The following is a 21,559-nucleotide window of genomic DNA, read 5'->3' as shown; positions in this document are numbered from 1 at the left end:
ATAATCAATTGCTGCTTGCACTGTATCCAAACGGCCTCCAAGTGTCGCCTTGTCAGATGCATTGAGAGCATTCACCAATGTACGCGCCGCCGTTACATCTGCCTGAAGTTTCGACCCTTCTGCTTTCACTACTGCTGCAGTCGCTGTCGTAACCTGTGCAGCATAGTCGATTGCCACCTGCACTATATCCAAACGGGCGTTGAGTTCACCCTTTTCCGGATCATTCAATTTACTGACAAAATTTCTGGCTGAAGTCACATCCGCTTGCAACTTAGATCCTTCCGCTTTTTCAACCGAATTCATGGCTGATCTATAAGTTAATTCATACATTAGACCTGTGACTACAACCGAAGAAACTGTACTCACATTTCCAGCAGCATCCGTTGCTCGAGCGTAAACCGTAGCATCCGCAATTAAACTAATCGGAGCAGTATATTGGGAATAGGTACTTCCATTTGTTGACCATTCTTTAATAACAGAATCAGCCGAATAGTTTATAGTTACTTTTTTAATCCCATCATAAGGTGTTGTATTATCAACGCTGAAAGTAGGTTTTGACGGAGGAATATTGTCAATTCCCGTGACGGTATATCTCCCAGTAACTGATCTCACGCCATCCGATGAATAACTGTATGCTTGTAATACTTGATTATTTACCACTGCATTATATGAACCAGTATAGTTACTTCCATTTACCTTGGGATTTGTTGTACCAGCTGCATAATTAATGTATACGGTCTTAGCTTTAGCTTCACCAGGATTATCTATAGAGAACGTTGGTGCTGCTGGAGGAAAAAGCATCTTTTTAGTAGTGAATGTAAAATTACTATCCTGTGCATAGTAAACCGCTTGAATTGTAATAGTTTTATCATCATTAAAAGTTACAGTTACATTCAGTATTTTATCTTGATCGTTCCATGGTGCATCCGGTAGTTGCCGAGAGTCAAGATCATCCTCAACACCATTAACTATTCTCGATACATAAGCGAGATCCGGGTCATAAATAGTTACACGATATGAATATCCATCAGGCCCAGGTACTGTGAAATTATCAGAATAGACTGTGGTTGAGCTTGCTGCCTGTGCAATGGATGGACCAAAACCCGTAATTCCCCCACCAACTGTCATTGAGCTACCGAGGATCGCTACAGAAAGGGCGAGTTTCCCAATAATAGTCCATTTACCTGTACGCGTTTTTCTTAATAGTGGTCTCATTTACTTACCTCTTTCGATATAATTTTGTGATAAATTGTCCTTTCAGCGCCTCCCATTCGCTATGAATATAATTTTTTCTTAGTGTTTTCATCATACATACATTCTGTACACATGTAAATACATTAAAACTATATTGTAAATATTTAAATACAAAAAAGGCGCCCATATTAGGCGCCTTTTTTGTAATATGGTCACTTTTAGTTTGTGCGACCCCAGCCGGATACGTTATCCGTTGCAGTGTCAGGAGAAATACCACTCGTTGCTGTTGCTTCCATGCCGGAAAGTACAGTCTCACCGGTTGGTTTCAGATACTGAGACACCAGAAAGGTTGCACCCACTGCCAAGGCGATACCGCCCAGCATCAGCATGCCATTCTCAGTTGTCAGCGATGCGGATTGTTCGTTCCGTACCCACTTTTTTACTTTTTTCAACATAATTCAAACTCACCTCCAACTAAAAGTATTAAAATATCCCAAGTCGGCTCTGGCCGACCTATCAGCTCTCACGTTGTTTCGTGCGTGCTGCTTACATTTATAATAATACGGTTTCAAAGTGGCTTTGTAAGTAACCTAATGTATACAGTTTATTATACTTTAGTGTAATTAATCGTTTACAGATAACGAATTCTAATTTTTTCCCAAAAAAAAAGCCCCCTTTCGGGAGCCTCTTTACCTGTTTCGACTTTTCATTTATAAAAAGGTTCTTCTCGATAGATGAAATCTACTTTCAAACTTGGTAAGGTATCTGTGCTGTTCACTATATGGTAGTTTTTTTATTAGACTAATTATTTTTTGAAGATATACCTGATAAGCAACCCGATCTCCACCCGCTTCAAAACATTTTGTTCTTAAGCGATTGCAGCGGAACTCAAAAGGATGAATTGCTTTTCCTATCACATCTCTCTGAAAAGAGTAAGCACCATACGCTTTGACATAATCATCTGGATCCGTACCAGCCGGCATCGGTGCAACCTTTAATACCATTCCGAAGTTTTCATTTTGCAAGAGGGCCTTTTCAGTTGCTGATTGCCCAGGTTCATCGCCATCATAGCAGATAATTGCCTGATCAGTTACTGAAGATACTAGGCGAACTTGAGATTGCGTCATAGCTGTACCTAAAGTGGCTACACCAATTGTACATCCAGCTTGCCATGCAGCAATCACATCCATATAACCCTCAAAATAAACAATCGGTTGTCCCTCTTTATGTCCACGTAAGACACGGTTCAAATTATAAACATGTTCACCTTTTATGAAAATCGGAGTTTCTGAAGTATTTAAGTACTTCGGTTGCACTCCATCCTGAATCGTGCGTCCTCCGAAACCAACAACGCGATTTTTAATATCCTGGATTGGGAAAATTATTCGACCACGGAATCGGTCAAACATTTTCTTTTTATCATTCATATATATCAAACCACATTCTACCATGAGCTCCATATTAAAGTTCTTTGCTTTTAAAGCATCGGTAGCAAACTGAAATGAATCTGGTGCGAATCCGATTTTAAATGTTTTTATAGTTTTCATCGTTAAGCCGCGCTTCAATAAATACCGAAGAGCCAGCTTCCCTTCTTCTGTTTCTATAAGTACACGATGATAAAGGTTCGCTATAAATTCATTCCCCTCATACATTTCGATCAACTGGTGATGCCTTTCATGACGTGGATCCACCAAATGCGCTATGTTAGTCCCAATGTACTGCTGATTCACGAGTTTAAACGCATCATATGCAGAAAACTCCGGATTGATTTTTCGATTCATAAGGAGGATAAACGTAAAAAAGTCACCCTCCACTTGGCACGAACTACATTGGAATACTTGTTGGGTCTGGTTCACTTCAAAAGTAAGCTCCTGTCCCTTTCGCTCATGAAAAGGACAGATACTTCTGAGCATATTCCCATTCCTCTGCAAAAACAGATAATCCCCGACTACATTTGAAATATCAATCTTTTCTTTTGCTTTTTGTGACCAAGCGATAATGATTTCTTCTTGTTGCTCCTTAGTGATTGCCATGTGGAAGGCTCCTCCTTTACAATTTTATCTTTTTGTCACTTTATTATGATATTTTGTTCTCATGCTGATAGCGCGAAATGATCGTATAGTTTTGTTCAGCTTGGCTCAAAAAATCATCAATAGAGAGAGTTTTATTGTCCTCGCTCCCTTGCAGCACCACATGGGTTTCAAATTCATTAATCCCAACAACAACGTAATCATCGTCACCCGAATTAATTGTTTGACCAATATATTGACTAACATTTTTCAACTTCTTTTGATGTTCCTTATCCGGCTTTGGCCGTTCGAGAAGTTCAAGAAAACAGCCTGCAGGAAGAACTCGAATATCTCCACATCCTACTCCTTCTGACCAGAGATAGATTAAACTATTTTTTCGTAGAGCGAAAAAAAAGATCCCATTCTGACATTTAATCTTGTCTCCTCGTTTCAAAGAAAGGACTTGTTTACTCCGCTCTTTTCCTTGTTGAACCTCAACATGATAATCTTGAACGAGTTGAGGTGCAGCATTCTTTTCAAGAATTTTTTCAAAATCATTCAAAGATACGGAATATTGTTGTTTATTTGCTGAAGCTGCCAAGAGAGTACATCTATTGCCCCTCTTAATCACTTCCAACAAAAAGAATTCCTTTCCTTTTCGATTAGTAAATCGGTCCCCAGGTTCAATTCCTAACTCGACTACTTTTTTCGCTTTTTCTTCCATTTTCAATTCCCTCCATATCGATTGGTAATGTGTATAATATAGTGTCCCAAAATAGAAAGCCTGGAGCCTTTTTCGCTCCAGGCCATATTGGGGTTAGACCGCAGTTAGTACAGCCTTTGCTTGTTCTAAATAACTTTCGACTTTTTCCAGGCTTTCTAGCAGATTTTCATCCGCTTCTTGTAGCTGAAGTTTTCCTTCATCGATTACAAAAAATGCATGGTCCAAGGCTTGTTCAGCACGAGTTATAAAGTCTTGAATAGACAACTCAGCAGGCTCCAGCTCGGATAACCATTTCTCATACGCTTGCTGAGTTACATACACTTCCTCAATCTGAGCATCCAATGTAGCAGTTGTTTGCTCCTTCATACGTTTAACTTTATCTTGGCTGTTGCGGATCAATTGTGCTTTCCGCTCAATGCTATCTATTTGACCCATCCAAGCACTTTTTACAAAACCTTCTGGATTTTTACTTGTAGAGAGCAAATCCTGAAGGATATAGTATGCTGACTCTTCTGCATCCTTGGCTTTTTCAAATTCCCAGTTTACTTTGGAATTTGTTTTCATCTCTTCTAGTTGCTTAATCTGACTTTCCAGCTCCACCGGTACCAAGGTCTGTTCTACTGTCTTCTTTGCTTCGCTAGCAAGAATATCAGCGATGATCGCTTCCTTTTCATCAATAGTCGCCTCTTCTGTAATTCCATCGATGAACTCTTGCGCACCTGAATGATCAGGTCCATACAAGTTCGAACTGGACAACAGAGTCACTTTAGTGACTGCCGGGATTACGTTTTGGTTTTCTTTCTTTTTATCACTACAACCAGTGGCAATCAGACATACCATTATCATCAAGACAACGACGATTTCTTTTTTCATTTTGAGTTCCTCCATTTTTGTTTTTTATTCAAAGTAATCTTCTGAATTAGCTGTTACGAGAATGATAACCTGACTTTTCTAATTGACAACATCTGCATCGTCAACCTTCTTCTCACCTACAGGCACAAAAAAAAAGAGCATCGGCCTAATTTGGCTGACACTCTTTTATAATCCCGTAGGGCTTTGCATCTTCATTTTTAAAATCACTGTTTAAATATCTCTGCCTGCATTTTGAGAACAAGAGCGGAATCAATACGCAATCCTGATCGTCATGCTAGCTGCGTTGTCATCATCAGTACGGAGCTATTGTTCAAAAATTCCGTGACGACTTACAACTTCATTCCTCTATCCTTTGGTCGATGATTTCCGCTAACCAAAGTCCACTGTGCACTATAAGATTTGCTGCCATCGTATTATAACGTTCACAGCTTAAGAGTACACTCAAAGGAATGCAAAAAAGATTTGATAAACCTAGTTTACATATTTTTGTAATAAAAGTAAATAAGAAATTTGGTCAAAACTGCTATTTCTAATTTGCATATTTACTAAGCCTACGCTTAATTTCACTTTTGGAGGTTATACTCTCGATTACCAAATTCTCCTTATCAAGCTGTCGTTGATGAATATATATACGAATGACTAGAATAGCTAGAAACAGAATAAAGCAACCGGGGATAAGAATCCTCAAGCCCACATTAACCTCACCACCCGCTTCCAGTAAACCTTGCATCCAAGTAAAAACCAACAATACGCAGATCACAAAATAGTATGAACCCTTTATTTGAGTATGCTGTTGATTTCTTTGGAGTTCTTTCCCAATCCATTTTAACTCAGTGTATGATAGGCACTTATACTTTTCTTCCATAGCAAGCTTACAATGCGGTATATTTGAAGCTTCTTTGACTTTAGTTAATCTATTAGTGCTGATATTCGAATCCTTTTGTCTATTTCGGTCCATTGCATAACCCATAATGCTTATCATCACTATGACAAAGAAAAACAGCTTCTTGTCATTGGGATTGGATAGAAAACTCTGAAATACACTATAAACAGCTGCCAAAAATAAAACGCGAAGCACACAAATTCCTCTCAAAGACAATTTCATCACACTACCTCATAATATATTTAGCATATTTTCTTCATCACATGTAAAGCATCGTATTATGATGTTTACTTTATTGTAACCTTACGCGCTGGTGATATGGTCGAAACGGCATGTTTATAGATAAATGACTGTTGGCCACCTTTACCATTCAATACCATAGTAAAGGTATCAAAATGAGAGATTGTACCGATCAATGGTTTTCCTGATATTAAATAGACAGTGAGAGGGATTTTTCCTGCCTGACATTGAGTGAAAAAGCGATCTTGACGATCACCATGCTCCAGAATCTCCATAGGAGGAAGAATAATAGGTTTAACGGGAATAATAGAAGCTACCGCTTGTTTGTAGATAAAGTGCTGTTTTCCATTATCAAGAATTAGTAGAGTGAAACTATCGTATTCCGTAAGATGTCCATTTATTGGTACCCCATTCTTCAGATAGATCCGGAGTAGCGTACGTTCCTTTCGACACTGATTTAAAAAATGGTCCTGAATAATTGGTTTATTATGCTTCATAAATCTTCCTCCTCCAATACCATACTGGTATATTAATTTGATGGTCTGATTATCATAGTATGGGATTACAAAATGACAACTCAGTTTGGAGGATATAATGATTCACCTAGTAGGGAGGAGGACATTTACGCTCTAAAACCCATTTTTATTCCTTGATTCGCTATTTCATCCATGTGATGTCGCTAAGCAGAGCGCACAGAAAAAAGCCTCTCATACAGGTGTATAATAGGCTTTTGATGAATGGGATATTAGAGTGGGTTTTCGGTTTTACGAGATTAGCCCCATTTTTTAGACTTGTTCTAGTTTACTATGTTTTTTTCGATTTATAACTTCTCCAGGTATTAATTAGTAGAACCCATATTTGAATGTTCAATACATTTAACAATCCAATTATCGCTATGGTCGTAGCATATTGAATATCACGTAAAATTAAAAGAGAATAAACAAAGAGGACAAAAAAAGCAGCTATTGGATATATGATTTTATTCATAATTTCAATCCCATTTCCTGAAATTTTATTGGACTTAGAAAAGGAGGAACCTAAGGTACCTTTTCTTATTTTTAAACTCCTAGTTTTCTGTACAAGCTATTAGGATATTCAAAATATCGTAACGATCCAGAAGTTTGACCCTTCTTAGGAAAACCGAGAGATTAATTTATTATATTGTGTGACATCTAGCAATTGTTGATGTAACCGGTCTAAGAGATCACTTTCAACACAAGAACTCTCACCTAATATATCTTGAAATTCATGAAGGAATATCGCTGCCACTATGATCATCTCAGCATCATCATTTAAATGGTTTAAATGGTCAATATAAACTCGTAAGCCCTTCATAAATGATGGAAGGTCTGCTTCTGAACAATATATGAGCATCTGCCCCGACATGCCATATTGTGATTGGTCAATATTATCTATAAAACAAGCAGACTCAAGTTCTATTTGAAATTGCTCCGCCCAATATTTCCAATGCAACATCTCATACTCGAATATATAATGTTGTTCGGATTTTCGATTTCCACCAAGACGAATTAGGTGATGATCCAGTTCAACTTTTTTTAAATAGTATTCTGTGAGCACATCTTCATACTGTCTGCCATCTGTTATGAGAATTCCCTCACTATTATTCAAAAACAGTAGCATATCTTGGTATCGTTTCATTAAAGCTTCGCATATCTGAATCCAGCGCGGTATATACGTGCAATTTATTGAAACGGGAATGTTATGCTCTATGTTTAAAGCAGTTTCCTGAAAATACAAAGCCTGGGCCCGCTCCTTTAAATAATCTTCCACCTCACGCTCACTGCGGTAATTTTCCAGTGATACGATTTTATTTTTTTTCATAGTGTAGCTCACCTTCTTCCTTCTATACACTATACTGGAGTGCATTATTCCAATGATTCTATAATAAAACATTAATATACCAATGGGCTTTACGAAACATAAATAGTGGGCTATGGATTCATCTGTCTTTGTATATCTTCTTTTGCCCTGTAAAAAAGTTTCCCTCCTTCTTTTTTCACTTCACACCAATTCATTTCAAAAGATCTTAAAGCATTTGAGACTGATGATTTTGGAGCAGCATAATGTCTATGCGCTTCACAGTGATCTAAAATCTCTTGAATCTCTATCCATCCATAATTACGAAAGCCCCCGTGAACAGATCTCAAATTATCGGCATCTCTCACGCTTATTAAATGATTTCTAATCCCATTCATCAAAAGTTTGTAAGGAGTCTGTATGTGAGGACCGTTATCCCCTCCAACATGTAACTTATATTCTGGTCTCAATACACTGTCCCACTTTATATTGTGATATGGAGCGGGACGATTAAATCTCCCAGGAAGAGACATGCTTACGAAATCATTCTGAATTTCAAGCAATCCTATCCCTTCTCTATTTAATAAATCCCTTGCTATTCTAGGTATGGGTGTCTTTCTTTTAGGAATTCCAATGTAAACATAATGGAAATACGCTTTTCGGTCTACAGCCTGACTTAATAACTCAAAAGAAAGCTGCACTTTCAACTCCACATTCAGTACTGCCATCCCATGCCGACCGACTATGTCCGCTCGACCACCGACACCAGTCACCTCTGCATATACGTCCCATTCCCGCTCCTCTAGCCAGTATTTGACCGGTTCAAAGAGATCTGTTTCTCTCATTACCTATACTCCTTTACTTATTAATCAAGATCGACATGACAGCAGGTGATTACTTCTATCTGTGCTTGTCCGAGACATCGATTCTTCGTGTGACCTTTTCAAATCAAGTAACATCTGATTTTGGACGATGGTTTTAAGCTTAAAAATCATTTTTTTCAGTACAAAGCCGCCAAGCATGACCTGCAAAGTTATACAATCACCTTTACGGTCTGGATTCGGACGTACACCGCCTTCTCGTGTCCGTATACCTGGTCCTTGCTTTAACCGAATACTGAGCTTTCCGTCGCGCATGACGTTAAATTCTGTTATTCGCGAAATACATTCGCCATTGATGAATCCGCCTCCATAAAATGTTTCTCCAGAAAATTGCTCACGAGAAACCATGTCCATAATTGCACCGAACTCACACATGCCAATGTAGTGCTTCAGAATACCGGTGCGTTTTGATGATTCTTTATTGAAAGTCAGAATGGTTATGACAATTTTATGCCGCTCATTATCTCCATCTTCTTGGTCATGAAAGGAAAGTAGGTCGAATTGTATTTTCAAGTCATTTTCGCCTTCTCTAAGCTTTATAAACTCGTGATGAAGCATTATCTCATGTCTGTCTATTTCTGCCTTAGGTTTCTGAATGACTTGTGGAATGCTTAATGAATGATTAGTCCTGGTCTTCTCACTCGGCTTATTATTCGCAATATCCAATCTGTCCAAGTTATCTCTGTTCTTTAATGATACAACCTTCGGTCTTTCGTCTTGATTGGTAAGGGGTTGAACTACCTTGTTGGTAAGCTGTTCTCTTGGCTTATCATCTGGATGCCTGCGGAACATTCCTTCAAAACGGGCTTGTTGTTCATCCATAGATGGTACTCCAAGCTTTTCAGGATAGTTATGTTGACCGGTTATTACGGATGATTTGTTGTCAACATTACCAAATGATGCTACTGAAGAGGATCCAAACTGTCTCGTTCTTCGATATGTGTCTAACATAGTACACATCCTTTCGATTGCAGAAAAGAATATCATTCATTGCCAATGCTACAATTATCCTAACCTGAGTTTTAAGAATTACAAGGTGGTCAATGTTAGCGATCATCAATAGGAGAATCAAATGAGATATGATTCTCAGACTGACTCCCAACGGAATGGTCTACCCTCTTGACGACTAATGTTTTCATCTTCGAATGAAAGTAAATGAGGAACCAGCTCTAAACCATATTCTTGTCGTATGACATCCAAGTTCTTTCCGATCAACTCCTCGCGAAATACTTCTTTAGCATAGGCATCTATCACTGGCTGGATCTTCCTTTCCCATACTAAATGATCAGGGACCTGAATCGTAACTCGATTGCATAGCTCTCTCGGCTTAGGTTTAACTGGGTAGTATTGATGCCCCACCTTCCGAACTAACCGTTGTTCGATTTTCAAAATTGCCATCTAACTAACCTCCTCCTGTTCTTGTCGTTATTAATAAAAAAAAAGAGCACCTGCAGGGTGCTCCTAGAATACCATTCTCATCAAACTGTACTTCCAGTTGCAATGCCAGGTTACTAAATAAACCATTTACTTTTAATCCGCTTCTTTTTTCTTTTAATATCAAACTTAGGATATTCGGTATTCCAGTTTTCTTTTTCGCCTTCATTCACCATTATAGGTCTATGGATAATCTCAAGTTTGGATCCTAGAGTGACTTCGGTAAGTTCCTTCACCTGCCAATTACTTTCATTACCGGCTACTCGAATGACAAGCTCCGCAAACGACGCAACGATAGAGGGAATAAGATTTTCCATTGCTGGTGAGTTTGGTAGAGTAGGATTCATCATCAAATTGACTAGACGATCAACTGTGTGTTCAGAATCTCTTGCTACGAAAGTGGTGATACTTCCTTGGAGATGTTGCATAACCCCATCAATATAATCTTCTACTTCTCCACCTCGCAGCTCAGACAAAAGGATACGATTGGAATTCATCGATATAGCGGCTTTTATTAATTTTTGCTTGTCTTCTCGACTTGTGGCACTCCAAATAGGTGTCATCATCCTATCTATTTCAAGAGCCGGTTCATCCTGCAGGACAATGACTTTTTCGGAGAGGGGAATTTGGTTTCCGAGTAGAGCCAATAAAGGTAATTTTGCATCTACCCGCTCCCCAATAATAATCATGTTTACTTGTGAACGGAGAGCAACTTCTAAAAAATGCGCTGTTCTGTTAGAAAGATGTCCCTTCATGAGAATTGATTCAATATGATGTAGTGGTTGTGTCAAAAGTATTAACCTCACTTTCAAAATATTATAAGTGTAACAACCTCTGTCTTTTGATTGAAGCGGGCTGTGAAACACGTTGGGTCACTGGCGACGACGCAGCATTAGCCACAACGGCCTGAGAAAGATATTGGGCAAATGTAGGCTGGTTCCGATTATAGGCCAAAATAGGTGAAGCTGGTGCCTTTCGATCAACGATAAGATGCGGTTCCAATCGCATAGAAATGTCCCTTTCAAAATCACACAATCGATATGATCGAAGTGTAATCTGTGAATTTATGTATAAATCCTCAAAAGATATATCACTTACTGGATAGGAGATATGTCCTCTAATTCGGAATTATTGATACGGATAGTATTTTTGTGATCCGTATCATACAGAATAAAATCGGTAATATTACAGAGCAAAATTGTTCCATAAACTGTGACGGGTAATTGGTTATCCTTTTTATAGATAACCCTCATCATTTTTTGCTCTTCAGATAATGCAACAGATTGCATAGACATTCTCCTTCGTTATAGATCGTTATAGGCAGGAATAACTACTTCACGAGTTTTATTGTACACGTTTGAATACAGAAATTAAATACTTTTTTTTACAAAGGTTATGTTCTTTTTAAGACTATTCCATCTGACCGTCGTTACCAGTGAACCGAATAGGTCCAACCAGGTATCAGAATCATCAGATGCGTGATTTGTGTGAGTCCAATCGGTCGCGCACACCGGAAGGGCCTACTGCAAAAGCCAAATCTTTTTATCGGGAGCGGGAGCTTCTGGGGATAGTTCCTCCAGGTCACAGGCTTCGGTGATACAAATAACACCATCATTCTAAATAACAGGAGTGCTTGGCTGCAGGTGATTGTTCCTGCTGTCATCAGCGAGAACGCTGACCGCAAAAGAGATGGCATTAAGAGCACAAACTGCAGATACAAGTACTTCCGACCAAGGACATCGGTGTACTAATCAAATACAGGCTTTAAACGAATGTACCAAGAACTCGAAGCTTTCATGAACACGTCAGTCTAAAACTTTATTTTCTTCTGATATTTAACGAAAATTAAAAATGAAAAATAATCCCCATTCTATTTTCAGAATGGGGATTAGATAATGTGTGAAGTAATGTGGATCACACTCCTATCATGAACAAATATAACAATTGATTTTGAATTACCCTATTAATATAACCGCTTTATCTAGTGCACCGGAAGCTCCAAATCCCGTATGATAACCAATTTTTTTACCCATACCTTCAGCCAAATCTCGAGCTGTGTTCATAGACATATGGTTAATAGCACCCTCCATAATAACTACTCCATCTGCCTTCCTAATAATACTTTCCAGTACTTTCTTTCTGGAGCGTTTGGTTTCTCCTGTATGATGTAGTACCTGGAGTCCCCTCTTTTTTCCTAATTTAATTAGTGTATCGGTTTGGGTTCCCCCAATAATAGCCACTGTTTTCATGATATCTTTAATCATAATAATTCCTCCTTGATATGGATTCATTCAGATATTTAAGGGTGAACCGGCTTATCTATCAGTTCTAGAATCATAATAAACCAGCTTCTCTAAATGACAAGCTCATACCTGAAGAAAGAAGCCTTGAGCAGCGGGCCAGTGCTGTCCAAGGCTTCTTTCCTTACTGATTAAAGATGAATTCATTTGGGTGTCTTAATTATAGCTAGAAGGAAAAGTACCGTACAGTATTCTTATGTATACTTTTCTTCGATTTAGATTCATTATTCACAGCTTATTTGAGCGAATAAAAGACAATCGATAATTACTGATTAATTTCGGCTTATAAACACGAAGATTGTCCGTGCTTCGCAATTACGCTAGTTAATCCAACCAAAAAAAGAGAGTAGGTCTATTGGACCTACTCATATCCCTAGATAGTTTCATTTTATGCGAAAGCGGGAACTGCACTTTTGGATAAAAAGATACTTGCATAATTTAATGTGGCTTGCTGCTCGAAAGTAGATGGATTCTCATGTAGCCCCATTAGCGTATCGTCTTCATCATATAGAAAAATATCAAAACAGCCGATTGCGCGTGCAACTACAGATTGTTTTTGCATCTCATTGATTTTCCCTGTAACGATAAGTGTTTTTCTACCATAAGCCTTGATAACCCATGCGATATGTCCTGCCAATTCGACATGATCATTGGTTATAATTCTGATAGACTCATTCTCCGCAATAGTGTATACATCCGTTGTATTATGCGTCTCAATCATTAGTTTCGCCAGTTTTACGGTTGTCTCCAGCATGCTAGTCGCTCACTCACTCTCTACTCCTAAATTTGCTCTGTAAAGGGTATAAATTGATCTCCTGCAGAATAAGCAGGCCGCTCAGTTTTCCTCATAGGTAAATTGTACCATGCTCATACCCAGGTTTGTATCACTTTCCGTCAGGATAAGATAATTTCTGTCTACACTAAATGACACTAAACATCATAAAAAGAGTTTCGCCTAATTCGACTTTTTTTTCTTTTTTTCGACTGAATAATTGTTAATGTGATATACAATATATTCTATTTCTATAAAATCATTGTTATTTTCATGATAATGTCCATTTTGTTCTTATCTTCTATTTATCCTTATATATCCAGTTTATTCTACTGGTTAATATTCATCTGGATGAATGTCATTTCAGTTCGTCTGAAAATAATTAAAAACTGAATCTTTGGTCCCGCTATTCCCTACTAAGGTCTAATAACATCTTCTTTTGAGCTGATACTGAAAAGTAAATCAGATACATATTTCTTGTTCACAGGTATCCGGTCATTATTATCGAATATAATTTCCACTCCACGGATTTCTTCAATTCGTCTTATGTTAACTATAAGATGACGTCCTACTCGCTTAAAATTGTTACTAACCAAATAGCTCTCATATTGATTCATTGTAATTCTAGAGGGATGTAGAGCCTTCTCCGTTTTTACCAGTGATGTTTTTTTAGATGAATCGGTTTCAATGTACATTATCTCTATAGACATGACCTGTTCAATAGTCGAATCAATAATAGGGACTATTTTCCCGCCACTCTTTAAAAATCGATCTATCTGCAAAGCTTTTTGCAGTTGGAAGATACATTTATTCAGCCTCTCAAATGTAAACGGCTTCTGCAAGACATCGATGACACCCAAATCGTAAGTTGATTGGACATCAATATGTTCCTGATCCGTAAGAAAGATTGCTGGAAGTTCAATACCACGATAAGGCATTCGCATATAGGCGTCTGCACCACTCACACCATTGCCAAGACTCATATCAATAATTAGAGCATCGATTTCTCCATACATCTGTGTAACTTGATTCATCAACTCACTACTGTCCCGGGCCACCCCAACTACTTCTACTCGTGGTATGCGTGCTAGCGATGAAATGAGTGTTTCTAATTGTTCTTCGTCATATTCTGCAACTAATACTTTATATACAGGCAGCACCATAGATGTATATCCTCCCTTATGTAACATTAGTGCTATTGGTTTCACGAGTATTTAACTGCAATTTACCTTGTTCCAATTCTTGTCGCATTTTTGAAAAGTTTTTCTGGGCAATGTTTGCTCGTTTACTATAGTTGTCTGGATTGCTTTCGAAAAAGACACATCCTTCGTGAGAGTCAAATACCTTAACCTTTGAGAGATTCACAAAATTACTGTTATCCATCCTAGCAAATGTCATTTCCTTGATGAGATCACTTTCCATTAAGTCCGCTAGCATTGATGCAGAACTGTATGTCTTACCATTTTTATGATGATATATGATCACTCTCTTGTTGGTTTCAATATATAGACAGTCCTCGAGCGAAATGTTGGTCAATTGTCCGGGTAAATCCGGATCCTTTACTAGGGCTAATAATGTCACTTATGAAAACACCTCACTTAATTTACATACATGGATTAAAACGACAATCTCATAATAACATTCCTACACCTCTACTTTCATCACTATCTGCATTTTATTCTTTTATTTACATCACTTATTGCTTGTGATAACATATTTTGCCGAAATGACTCCAATAAAAAACCTATCTCAGAAGAGATAGGTTCTATACTTTAGGTAAATGATTTAACCAGGACCTGAGCATTTTCGCTAGATTTCCAGATACATTAGCTCTGCTCTTATTTTTGAACAAAACCTGTGACCATGTCGGATCAAAGGCAACCACACGTGATTGATTTACCACAAAAGGTCTGTCGGTTTGAGCAAAGCCATCCAGAAGAGCATAATCCGTAATGGTATGCAGCATTTGAAACTTTCCGTTTGGAGTAAATGCCCAGACTCGATTATCTATGAACTCAAAAAATTCGATGTCCTCAAGAGCAACATAATCAACAGATAAAGTGTGGCCGTCTTTTCGCAATACTGGGAATACAATTTTTTCTGATTCACCCAATTGAATTCATCCTTTTTTCATTAGTATTTTAATCTTTGTTTGGTAAATCAGTAGTGAATAACCACCATTTTTGCGTTGTCGCTAATCTTGCCGAACCAAACATCATGATTTTGGTAGCTGAAGAAGCTATCATCTTCTTGATAATCAAATTTTCTCACCACCTTTCGTATTCGAAGTGAATGGAATTATCGTTATAGCTTGAAACATAAAGATATTGATTATTACAGAGTTCCCCCATAACATACTTCCAACAACCAGTAAGACGGAAATAAACTTATATCGTACTTTGTGACTTTCTATTCCTTTCACAAGATCGTTCGAAGGATTAGGTGCAAATAAAAAAATTATACCGAGCGTTACCAAATGGAATAACCATTCTAGGAGTACCCCTACAGAAAATATAGTTGCTCCATAAGCTGCTATGACAGTTACAAGAATACATCCTTCCGGCGACTTTAAATGAAAGCCACCGGAAAATCTCCTTAAAACTGCCAAGCTTATGATAGCGGTAAACATACCACTCAATTCCCCGCTCGCAATGCCAAGAAATATGGATACTACAATAACTCCTGTATTCGTGAGTAAATGAAGCATAAAAAACATCATATGACTTTCTGAATATTGATTTTCATCAGTATACTTGATGGTCCATTTCACTATTTTCTGTGCAAGCAACTCTATCATGTTATAAAAATTCCTTTTTAAAAACCAACCTTAAGATATACACCAATAATATTAAAAGTGTTAAGCCGCTGATTTCGATTAATGTATCTATTCTAAAGTGAATAGCAATTAAAGATAGCATGAAAGCTCCAATGATACACACTGCTGCTATAAATATTCTTTTGTTAATCCCAATTAATTCTACTGGTTCCTTCGGATCATATGGAACAAACGTCACGCCCCAATGAAATCGATTCATGAGGAAGGCAAGGATAAATCCGATAATAACAGTTCCACCCTGAAGTAGTAATGCACCACTGCTGAGACCGTCTTGAGTTAAGAACTGTACACCCTGACTGCGCGTTATTAACCAATAAACAACAAACTGTATACCCGAATACAAAGCCAAAGCGCCGGCAGCTACAATAATGACCGAATAAATCCACCCAATACTAAATATCATGCGAAGTGCCAGGATCATTAGAATAATCTGGAGCAGAGTGTCCCACCCAGTAAGCCCAAACTCTCTCATTTTAAAAGAGATATAAGATAGGATTACTCCAATCAAAACGATTTGATCTAGCTTCTTGCGAAAAGAAATACGAAATAGCAACAATGAGAGAGACAAGATCATTACTATCTCAAGTGTAGAAAATACTATTGAAAGAAAAACCATCCATCCTGCATTCATTAACTTGCTCCCTACTATCTATTTCCTTTTGGATATTGAAAGACCCATTAGAAATCTCCTAATTATTATATCGTCATAAACTTCTTCTTTTTTATGCATTTATTTTAGTATAGTCTCCTAGCAAATTACTGCATTCAGCCCCCCGATCTCTTCATCAAGATTTGATTAATTGGTAACAGATGGTGCATGATAAAACATGATTAATTTTCCAAGAATACTACGACCTCCATATATATTACCTTACTACAAAAAAACACCAGCACAAGTATCATGCTGGTGTTTTTCATTACTTTTGGGTAGCAGCAGACCAATATAGTTCTCCTAGAGGAGCCTCGACATTTAGCTGCATACTAAACAGATTCGATTGAACATTGAATTTCTCACCTAAGATATTAAAAGTATAGTTACCGCTTTTGACAACAGAAGTAGCTGGAATCTTAATTTGTGCAAGCGCTAAGTCATTGCTTTCTTTGGTATATCCTCGTGCGATTTCAATACCGCTTGGATCCATCACCTTCACTAGATATTTACCTTCTTTTGAGTAGAAGGGTAAAGCGGCTTTAATGATTACCTGGTCCGCTTTATATTCTCTAAATAAGCCTACGCTTACCTTATTGTTACCAATACCAGCAATTGGAGGAGCGGCTTGCGTCGCAGTTACAGTGAATGAAAGTGTCTTAGAACGACTCGTTGTTTTCCATGTGTCGTGTATGGATTCAATCAACACCTTATAGTTTCCGGCAGGAAGTTCATCTGTAATAATTTTATTTTTATCTTTAAGGTTAAATCCTTTTTTCTGAATTTGAACTCCACTAGAATTGTAAACATAATAGAAATTGCTTTTCGTGGCTACATCCGACGTGATTTCAGCATAGCCTTTAACATTAACAGTTAGGCTAGTTATTGAAGGTTCAATTGGTTTCGGATCTTCCTTGACATTACTCACCTCAATAAGTTCACTAATTTCTTGACTAATGTTCCCGTATTTTACTGCTTGAGCGGTAACTTTATATTTCTCTTTTGCGATTTCGTTCCGCTTCAAAGAAAACGTACTAGAAAAGTATTGGTTATTTTTATCCGTAACCTTAACTTCTTTAATTAGGCCACCGTTCGGTTTGTATAGACGGAAATAGATTACCGTCTCGTCGCCCGGTATCGGATTTGCATACGCAGTCAGTTTTACCGAATCCTTTGAAAGTTCAGCTCCCAGTGAAAGTCCACTCGGTGTAATTGGGAAGAACATGTCATTAGTGATAACAATTGAACGCCCCTCTGTTTTCTGAGTTGCCTTTGTCGTACCATCATAGGATTCTCCCCTTACAATATATTCTCCAGGAACGAGTCCTTTAAATATATTTTTTCCATTCTTACCCGCTTCCTGGCGGATAACAGTTTTGTTTTTACTCACATCAAATACGGTTACAAAAAGCGTACTCGGACCTTGAGTTTCAGTAGAGATGACTCCATCGACATTGACCTCTACAGACTGGGCAAGTACCTTCGTTGCAGCTGCCATTGCCTTGCCGCTAGTTTTGAAAACCGATGTTCCGTTTAGCGGTAAAAACACAAGGATAATGGCTAGACTCAGAGCAGCACACTTTCTTAAGTACATTTGTTTTTTTGTCACTTCAATTACCTCCAATTTTGTTATTCACCCATAAAAGAAAAACAAGCAGCCAGAATTCAGGCTGCTTGTAGTAATGTTTATATTATTGTTGAATATTAATATGTGTGGTTCTCTGTCGCTGTTCACTGAATCGCATCCTTACACTTCTGTTTATCTAAACAGAAGTGAAGCGGGTCCACTCCAGTCGGATCGTCCACTACATGGATAATTACATTTTCACTCTTACAGTAATCGCATTTACCAATTTTAATTTCTGTTTGATTATTACTTGGATTTAATTCTACTAAATGAATTCCGGCTTTCCACCTGGTGATGTGAATGGGTACTGAAAGTGCATTGGCAGTTTCTATAATTGATCCGTCAAGATCAATAACTTTTATTGTCGTTCCCCTCATCATATGCCACTGAACAATGCACTCTGGATCACCAATAGTTCTAGGCTTTTCAAAATTGATACCGGCAATATGAATATCTAACAGTTTCAGTACATGGCAGACTGCATAATACTGATGGTTCATAGAATCCTTCTCAAGTCCCTCTTGAATTAATTCTTTACAATAGCTAGCTACTGAGATGAGACCTTCCGGAGATACCTCTACTACTGAATCGTTTTTTATTGATAAGCGCATACCAGAAGCCTCCTAATTGTTATTAGGCTTTATATCTACCAAGTATCGTGAACCTTCCATCTTCTTTAAAGATTCTTGCCCATTCCCAGAAAGAAATTCTCTCTAATTCACCATATGTAAATACACAACATTGTTCTCTTTCGAAGTCTCCATTGATAATTGTTCACCTTGACGAGCTGCATCGAAAAACTCTCTGGTATTCGTCATCCATAGACCATACTTCTTCACAACCAATTGGAACTCTTCGATATCATGTCCACAGATCTGAAGAACTGGCCGTTTATCATTTTTATTTAATTTCGGACTACCATGTTTGTCCGTTGGGACGAGGTAGTGACATAATTCATGAGTGACTAAAGCTTCCTTCATCCGATCATCTAAAAATTGCCAGGCATTCTTGTTTATGATGATAACAGCTTCAGCCTTGGTTTCATAACGTTCTAGTGCAGTAAGGACCTTGGCTCGCCCTAATACTTGTCTCCCCTTTGAATTCCAATTTCCAGTACGGAAGCGGGCAATAATATTACAGTTTTTTAAATCTTTGAATTCATTTTCTGACTTTAAAATCCTTTGTATGATCATAATCACTTCATCTGCCTGCTCATAGGATCCTGACATTATGGTGTACCTCCTCTTTTACTTTTTATTGGCTTATCTGCCTAACCAACAAAGGATGAGGAAAACGGAGTCATTTCTCTACTGATCAAATCTTTACATTCCCTAAGCCATGACATCGGAGTCTTCCCTTCATTTAGAAAGAACTCTGAAGCATGTGAGAGTATAAAATTGTTTTTATCCTGTTCGTTCATTTTTGTTTCAAGTGCTAGATCAATCATTCCTACAACAAACGTCAGATAAGACTCATCAAACTCTGTAAACTCTTTGCCGAATGTTTCATCACGAAAGATCTGTAAATCAAAATTGTAAATTGAACTTAATACTTGTGCTGCATTATGTACACGCTCGCCGACTATAAAAGATAAATTCTTCTTCATAAAAAAATCGCCCCCATAAAAGTAATAATGAAATACCATCCGATCGATCAAAAAAAATACTAACTAGATAAGCCGCCGCGATATATTAAGCAGCTCTTCACTCTCACTCACTGAACAAACGAAAAAGCAGCCCTTCAAAAGAAAGGCTGCTTTTTGATATTGCCCATATTTGGGCTATTTTGAAAATCATTTTTTGGGATGGCCATAAATTGCCAGATGTATCGAGTTCCTTTGTCATCTTCAATAGGAATTCTCGTTTACTCAGATAGCCGGTTACTCTGATGATTCACGGCTAACCTACAAAGATCCAGAAAGCAATTTACAATCATGACTATGTGGATCATCCAATAGCCGCCCAAGTTCTTTGGGTGAGATTAACCTTCAACAATTGCTGAATCATTAATCCGGCGCCGCCGTCATGAATATGAGATGATTATAGCAAAGAGGCTAGGCAATTTGCAAGTTTGATCTTTTTTTACTTATTGTTCGTTATGTAAGGATAACTGTATGTGCGTATACTTATTATTTCTTGAAATGTTTTATATTTAAAATCTCTTCTTTCTTTTCGTGCCATAACTCCATATTTTTTTCCATATCAATACTGAATATTCTTTCTGTCATTGGATTCTTTTCCATAGTTACTGATAGTTCATTAATAAGTTGACCACAGAAAATGAGATACGGCGTTGCACCTTTATAATCAGAATCTTGGTATAAACGAAGCTGAACATAAGCACAGGCGATCTGCATCACTTCCGGAGGCATTCTGGTAACTAAATAATAATCAATGCCCTTGATTTCATAGGTGTAGGTTTCATGTAAATCATACAAACTAGGTAAGGTATCTATCCACTTGATCAAATTTGATCGAGTATCCTTTCTACGCTGCTGTGACTTATAAGAAGTCGCTGTGGGAATATTGCACATGAGCATGAATTCCTCCTTTCGTTAGTTTCCTTTCGGCCCATCTCATTCAAAATTAAAAATGTAACTACCTTCATAAACACCAGTATTATCTTTATTTAGTTGTTTAAAGACTAATAATCCCAATATGGATACACTTGTATCTAATATTAAATAATATGTCTTTTTTATCTAGCGAACAAGCTTTTTTGGTACTTTCTTCCTAAATTATTACTTGATATCATATTCAAAAGTCATTCAACTCATTAACTATAGGCTTCAAATCTTCTAATAAAATCCAAAACCCATGCGGACCTTCATTTATGCGAATTCCATCAATGCCATAATCAGAATGCTCTAATAACCAGGGAATCGATTCTTTTGTATCTAGTTGAACATAATATGCTTCCGCTTTTTCTTGTAAAACACCTTCAAAGCTGTTGTTCACTTGTTCTGGACTAGTGTACAAAAACAACCAAACCTTACCATTAATCTTGCCGGCATAAGCACGTGATCTATCAACTGTGCTCATGAGTAGGTACAGGTTCGGCTGCTGCAGAACCTCATTTACTAATTTCTTAAATGCTTCTTCTGTGCCAGTGTCATTAGCTTCTATAGACAATAAGTTAAATCTCATAGTCTGATCCCTCCATTTTTTAAATACCCTTTTAAAATTCCTTTTAATAATATTTTATTTTCATTATTGAACGGGATTTGTCTTTTGTTACTGATCGAGCCGGCAGCAAAATTTCGGCATCACTTTTGTAACGTGCTGGCTACACCACCCCACCATATAGCGCGACAGGAGCG

The 21,559-nt window shown here is 37.7% G+C and carries 26 protein-coding genes; all 26 read right to left on the bottom strand.

Translation table 11 applies throughout. The features are described from left to right. Nucleotides 1–1,215, bottom strand: a 1,215-nt coding sequence (locus CA598_RS27100) for a hypothetical protein (RefSeq protein ID WP_373455850.1), incomplete at its 3' end; no start/stop codon positions are given. A 197-nt stretch (nucleotides 1,216–1,412) separates the two neighbouring features. Then, nucleotides 1,413–1,649, bottom strand: coding sequence for a hypothetical protein (locus tag CA598_RS27095; RefSeq protein ID WP_094878525.1), 237 nt, complete (start codon nucleotides 1,647–1,649; stop codon nucleotides 1,413–1,415). A 255-nt stretch (nucleotides 1,650–1,904) separates the two neighbouring features. Next, nucleotides 1,905–3,227, bottom strand: a complete 1,323-nt coding sequence (gene dnaG, locus CA598_RS27090; protein ID WP_094878524.1) for a DNA primase — start codon at nucleotides 3,225–3,227, stop codon at nucleotides 1,905–1,907. Between the two features lie 43 nt (nucleotides 3,228–3,270). Next, nucleotides 3,271–3,927 carry a hypothetical protein gene (locus tag CA598_RS27085; RefSeq protein WP_094878523.1) on the bottom strand — a complete coding sequence of 219 codons (657 nt, stop codon included), beginning with the start codon at nucleotides 3,925–3,927 and terminating at the stop codon, nucleotides 3,271–3,273. A 93-nt stretch (nucleotides 3,928–4,020) separates the two neighbouring features. Continuing rightward, nucleotides 4,021–4,800: a hypothetical protein gene (locus tag CA598_RS27080; RefSeq protein ID WP_094878522.1), complete on the bottom strand. Its 780-nt coding sequence runs from the start codon at nucleotides 4,798–4,800 to the stop codon at nucleotides 4,021–4,023. A gap of 529 nt (nucleotides 4,801–5,329) precedes the next feature. Next, entirely contained in the window at nucleotides 5,330–5,905 is a 576-nt protein-coding gene (locus CA598_RS27075; RefSeq protein WP_094878521.1) for a hypothetical protein, read from the bottom strand. Nucleotides 5,906–5,970: 65 nt separating this feature from the next. Beyond that, the gene (gene hfq, locus CA598_RS33375) at nucleotides 5,971–6,420 is read right to left on the bottom strand and encodes an RNA chaperone Hfq (protein ID WP_094878520.1); all 450 of its coding nucleotides are present in this window, start codon (nucleotides 6,418–6,420) and stop codon (nucleotides 5,971–5,973) included. Nucleotides 6,421–7,054: 634 nt separating this feature from the next. Further along, the gene (locus CA598_RS27065) at nucleotides 7,055–7,765 is read right to left on the bottom strand and encodes a hypothetical protein (protein ID WP_094878519.1); all 711 of its coding nucleotides are present in this window, start codon (nucleotides 7,763–7,765) and stop codon (nucleotides 7,055–7,057) included. A gap of 110 nt (nucleotides 7,766–7,875) precedes the next feature. Beyond that, the gene (locus tag CA598_RS27060; protein ID WP_094878518.1) at nucleotides 7,876–8,586 is read right to left on the bottom strand and encodes a hypothetical protein; all 711 of its coding nucleotides are present in this window, start codon (nucleotides 8,584–8,586) and stop codon (nucleotides 7,876–7,878) included. Between the two features lie 24 nt (nucleotides 8,587–8,610). Next, nucleotides 8,611–9,573 carry a hypothetical protein gene (locus CA598_RS27055; protein WP_143812459.1) on the bottom strand — a complete coding sequence of 321 codons (963 nt, stop codon included), beginning with the start codon at nucleotides 9,571–9,573 and terminating at the stop codon, nucleotides 8,611–8,613. A gap of 135 nt (nucleotides 9,574–9,708) precedes the next feature. After that, a complete protein-coding gene (locus CA598_RS27050) occupies nucleotides 9,709–10,020 on the bottom strand; it encodes a hypothetical protein (protein ID WP_094878516.1) in 312 nt (103 codons plus the stop codon). A gap of 113 nt (nucleotides 10,021–10,133) precedes the next feature. Further along, on the bottom strand, nucleotides 10,134–10,847 hold the full coding sequence (locus CA598_RS27045) for a P-loop NTPase family protein (RefSeq protein ID WP_094878515.1): 714 nt from the start codon (nucleotides 10,845–10,847) through the stop codon (nucleotides 10,134–10,136). A 303-nt stretch (nucleotides 10,848–11,150) separates the two neighbouring features. Continuing rightward, nucleotides 11,151–11,345 carry a hypothetical protein gene (locus CA598_RS27040; RefSeq protein ID WP_094878514.1) on the bottom strand — a complete coding sequence of 65 codons (195 nt, stop codon included), beginning with the start codon at nucleotides 11,343–11,345 and terminating at the stop codon, nucleotides 11,151–11,153. 666 nt (nucleotides 11,346–12,011) lie between these two features. Then, a complete protein-coding gene (locus CA598_RS27035) occupies nucleotides 12,012–12,320 on the bottom strand; it encodes a DUF2325 domain-containing protein (protein WP_256990664.1) in 309 nt (102 codons plus the stop codon). A 424-nt stretch (nucleotides 12,321–12,744) separates the two neighbouring features. Next, nucleotides 12,745–13,110 carry a hypothetical protein gene (locus CA598_RS27030; RefSeq protein WP_094878513.1) on the bottom strand — a complete coding sequence of 122 codons (366 nt, stop codon included), beginning with the start codon at nucleotides 13,108–13,110 and terminating at the stop codon, nucleotides 12,745–12,747. A gap of 434 nt (nucleotides 13,111–13,544) precedes the next feature. Beyond that, entirely contained in the window at nucleotides 13,545–14,291 is a 747-nt protein-coding gene (locus CA598_RS27025) for a LytR/AlgR family response regulator transcription factor (RefSeq protein ID WP_179283774.1), read from the bottom strand. A 16-nt stretch (nucleotides 14,292–14,307) separates the two neighbouring features. Beyond that, on the bottom strand, nucleotides 14,308–14,709 hold the full coding sequence (locus CA598_RS27020) for a LytTR family transcriptional regulator DNA-binding domain-containing protein (RefSeq protein ID WP_094878511.1): 402 nt from the start codon (nucleotides 14,707–14,709) through the stop codon (nucleotides 14,308–14,310). A gap of 184 nt (nucleotides 14,710–14,893) precedes the next feature. Continuing rightward, entirely contained in the window at nucleotides 14,894–15,241 is a 348-nt protein-coding gene (locus CA598_RS27015) for a LytTR family DNA-binding domain-containing protein (protein WP_179283773.1), read from the bottom strand. A 144-nt stretch (nucleotides 15,242–15,385) separates the two neighbouring features. Further along, nucleotides 15,386–15,925 (bottom strand): accessory gene regulator B family protein, encoded by a 540-nt coding sequence (locus CA598_RS27010; protein ID WP_094878509.1) that lies wholly within the window; start codon nucleotides 15,923–15,925, stop codon nucleotides 15,386–15,388. A gap of 1 nt (nucleotide 15,926) precedes the next feature. Further along, nucleotides 15,927–16,595: a hypothetical protein gene (locus CA598_RS27005; protein ID WP_094878508.1), complete on the bottom strand. Its 669-nt coding sequence runs from the start codon at nucleotides 16,593–16,595 to the stop codon at nucleotides 15,927–15,929. A gap of 286 nt (nucleotides 16,596–16,881) precedes the next feature. Next, a complete protein-coding gene (locus CA598_RS27000; protein WP_094878507.1) occupies nucleotides 16,882–18,222 on the bottom strand; it encodes a hypothetical protein in 1,341 nt (446 codons plus the stop codon). A gap of 122 nt (nucleotides 18,223–18,344) precedes the next feature. Next, complete coding sequence (locus CA598_RS26995) at nucleotides 18,345–18,851, bottom strand: hypothetical protein (protein ID WP_094878506.1); 507 nt, start codon at nucleotides 18,849–18,851, stop codon at nucleotides 18,345–18,347. Nucleotides 18,852–18,953: 102 nt separating this feature from the next. After that, nucleotides 18,954–19,469 (bottom strand): putative metallopeptidase, encoded by a 516-nt coding sequence (locus CA598_RS26990; protein ID WP_094878505.1) that lies wholly within the window; start codon nucleotides 19,467–19,469, stop codon nucleotides 18,954–18,956. Between the two features lie 41 nt (nucleotides 19,470–19,510). Next, nucleotides 19,511–19,846: a hypothetical protein gene (locus tag CA598_RS26985; RefSeq protein ID WP_094878504.1), complete on the bottom strand. Its 336-nt coding sequence runs from the start codon at nucleotides 19,844–19,846 to the stop codon at nucleotides 19,511–19,513. Between the two features lie 522 nt (nucleotides 19,847–20,368). Further along, nucleotides 20,369–20,779 carry a hypothetical protein gene (locus CA598_RS26980; RefSeq protein WP_143812458.1) on the bottom strand — a complete coding sequence of 137 codons (411 nt, stop codon included), beginning with the start codon at nucleotides 20,777–20,779 and terminating at the stop codon, nucleotides 20,369–20,371. 217 nt (nucleotides 20,780–20,996) lie between these two features. Then, nucleotides 20,997–21,386: a hypothetical protein gene (locus tag CA598_RS26975; RefSeq protein ID WP_094878502.1), complete on the bottom strand. Its 390-nt coding sequence runs from the start codon at nucleotides 21,384–21,386 to the stop codon at nucleotides 20,997–20,999. Nucleotides 21,387–21,559: the final 173 nt, after the last annotated feature.

The organism is Paenibacillus sp. VTT E-133291 (genome assembly GCF_002264395.1).
GTDB lineage: Bacteria > Bacillota > Bacilli > Paenibacillales > Paenibacillaceae > Paenibacillus_AQ > Paenibacillus_AQ nitricinens.
The sequence above is the reverse complement of the archived record's forward strand: the minus strand, read 5'-3'. Positions and strand labels throughout refer to the sequence as shown.

Coding starts and splice junctions, on each gene's coding strand:
- CA598_RS27095 (WP_094878525.1), bottom strand. CDS start 1,649: ATGTTGAAAAAAGTAAAAAAGTGGGTACGGAACGAACAATCCGCATCG.
- dnaG (WP_094878524.1), bottom strand. CDS start 3,227: ATGGCAATCACTAAGGAGCAACAAGAAGAAATCATTATCGCTTGGTCA.
- CA598_RS27085 (WP_094878523.1), bottom strand. CDS start 3,927: ATGGAAGAAAAAGCGAAAAAAGTAGTCGAGTTAGGAATTGAACCTGGG.
- CA598_RS27080 (WP_094878522.1), bottom strand. CDS start 4,800: ATGAAAAAAGAAATCGTCGTTGTCTTGATGATAATGGTATGTCTGATT.
- CA598_RS27075 (WP_094878521.1), bottom strand. CDS start 5,905: ATGAAATTGTCTTTGAGAGGAATTTGTGTGCTTCGCGTTTTATTTTTG.
- hfq (WP_094878520.1), bottom strand. CDS start 6,420: ATGAAGCATAATAAACCAATTATTCAGGACCATTTTTTAAATCAGTGT.
- CA598_RS27065 (WP_094878519.1), bottom strand. CDS start 7,765: ATGAAAAAAAATAAAATCGTATCACTGGAAAATTACCGCAGTGAGCGT.
- CA598_RS27060 (WP_094878518.1), bottom strand. CDS start 8,586: ATGAGAGAAACAGATCTCTTTGAACCGGTCAAATACTGGCTAGAGGAG.
- CA598_RS27055 (WP_143812459.1), bottom strand. CDS start 9,573: ATGTTAGACACATATCGAAGAACGAGACAGTTTGGATCCTCTTCAGTA.
- CA598_RS27050 (WP_094878516.1), bottom strand. CDS start 10,020: ATGGCAATTTTGAAAATCGAACAACGGTTAGTTCGGAAGGTGGGGCAT.
- CA598_RS27040 (WP_094878514.1), bottom strand. CDS start 11,345: ATGCAATCTGTTGCATTATCTGAAGAGCAAAAAATGATGAGGGTTATC.
- CA598_RS27035 (WP_256990664.1), bottom strand. CDS start 12,320: ATGATTAAAGATATCATGAAAACAGTGGCTATTATTGGGGGAACCCAA.
- CA598_RS27030 (WP_094878513.1), bottom strand. CDS start 13,110: ATGCTGGAGACAACCGTAAAACTGGCGAAACTAATGATTGAGACGCAT.
- CA598_RS27025 (WP_179283774.1), bottom strand. CDS start 14,291: ATGGTGCTGCCTGTATATAAAGTATTAGTTGCAGAATATGACGAAGAA.
- CA598_RS27010 (WP_094878509.1), bottom strand. CDS start 15,925: ATGATAGAGTTGCTTGCACAGAAAATAGTGAAATGGACCATCAAGTAT.
- CA598_RS27005 (WP_094878508.1), bottom strand. CDS start 16,595: ATGAATGCAGGATGGATGGTTTTTCTTTCAATAGTATTTTCTACACTT.
- CA598_RS26995 (WP_094878506.1), bottom strand. CDS start 18,851: ATGCGCTTATCAATAAAAAACGATTCAGTAGTAGAGGTATCTCCGGAA.
- CA598_RS26990 (WP_094878505.1), bottom strand. CDS start 19,469: ATGTCAGGATCCTATGAGCAGGCAGATGAAGTGATTATGATCATACAA.
- CA598_RS26985 (WP_094878504.1), bottom strand. CDS start 19,846: ATGAAGAAGAATTTATCTTTTATAGTCGGCGAGCGTGTACATAATGCA.
- CA598_RS26980 (WP_143812458.1), bottom strand. CDS start 20,779: ATGCTCATGTGCAATATTCCCACAGCGACTTCTTATAAGTCACAGCAG.
- CA598_RS26975 (WP_094878502.1), bottom strand. CDS start 21,386: ATGAGATTTAACTTATTGTCTATAGAAGCTAATGACACTGGCACAGAA.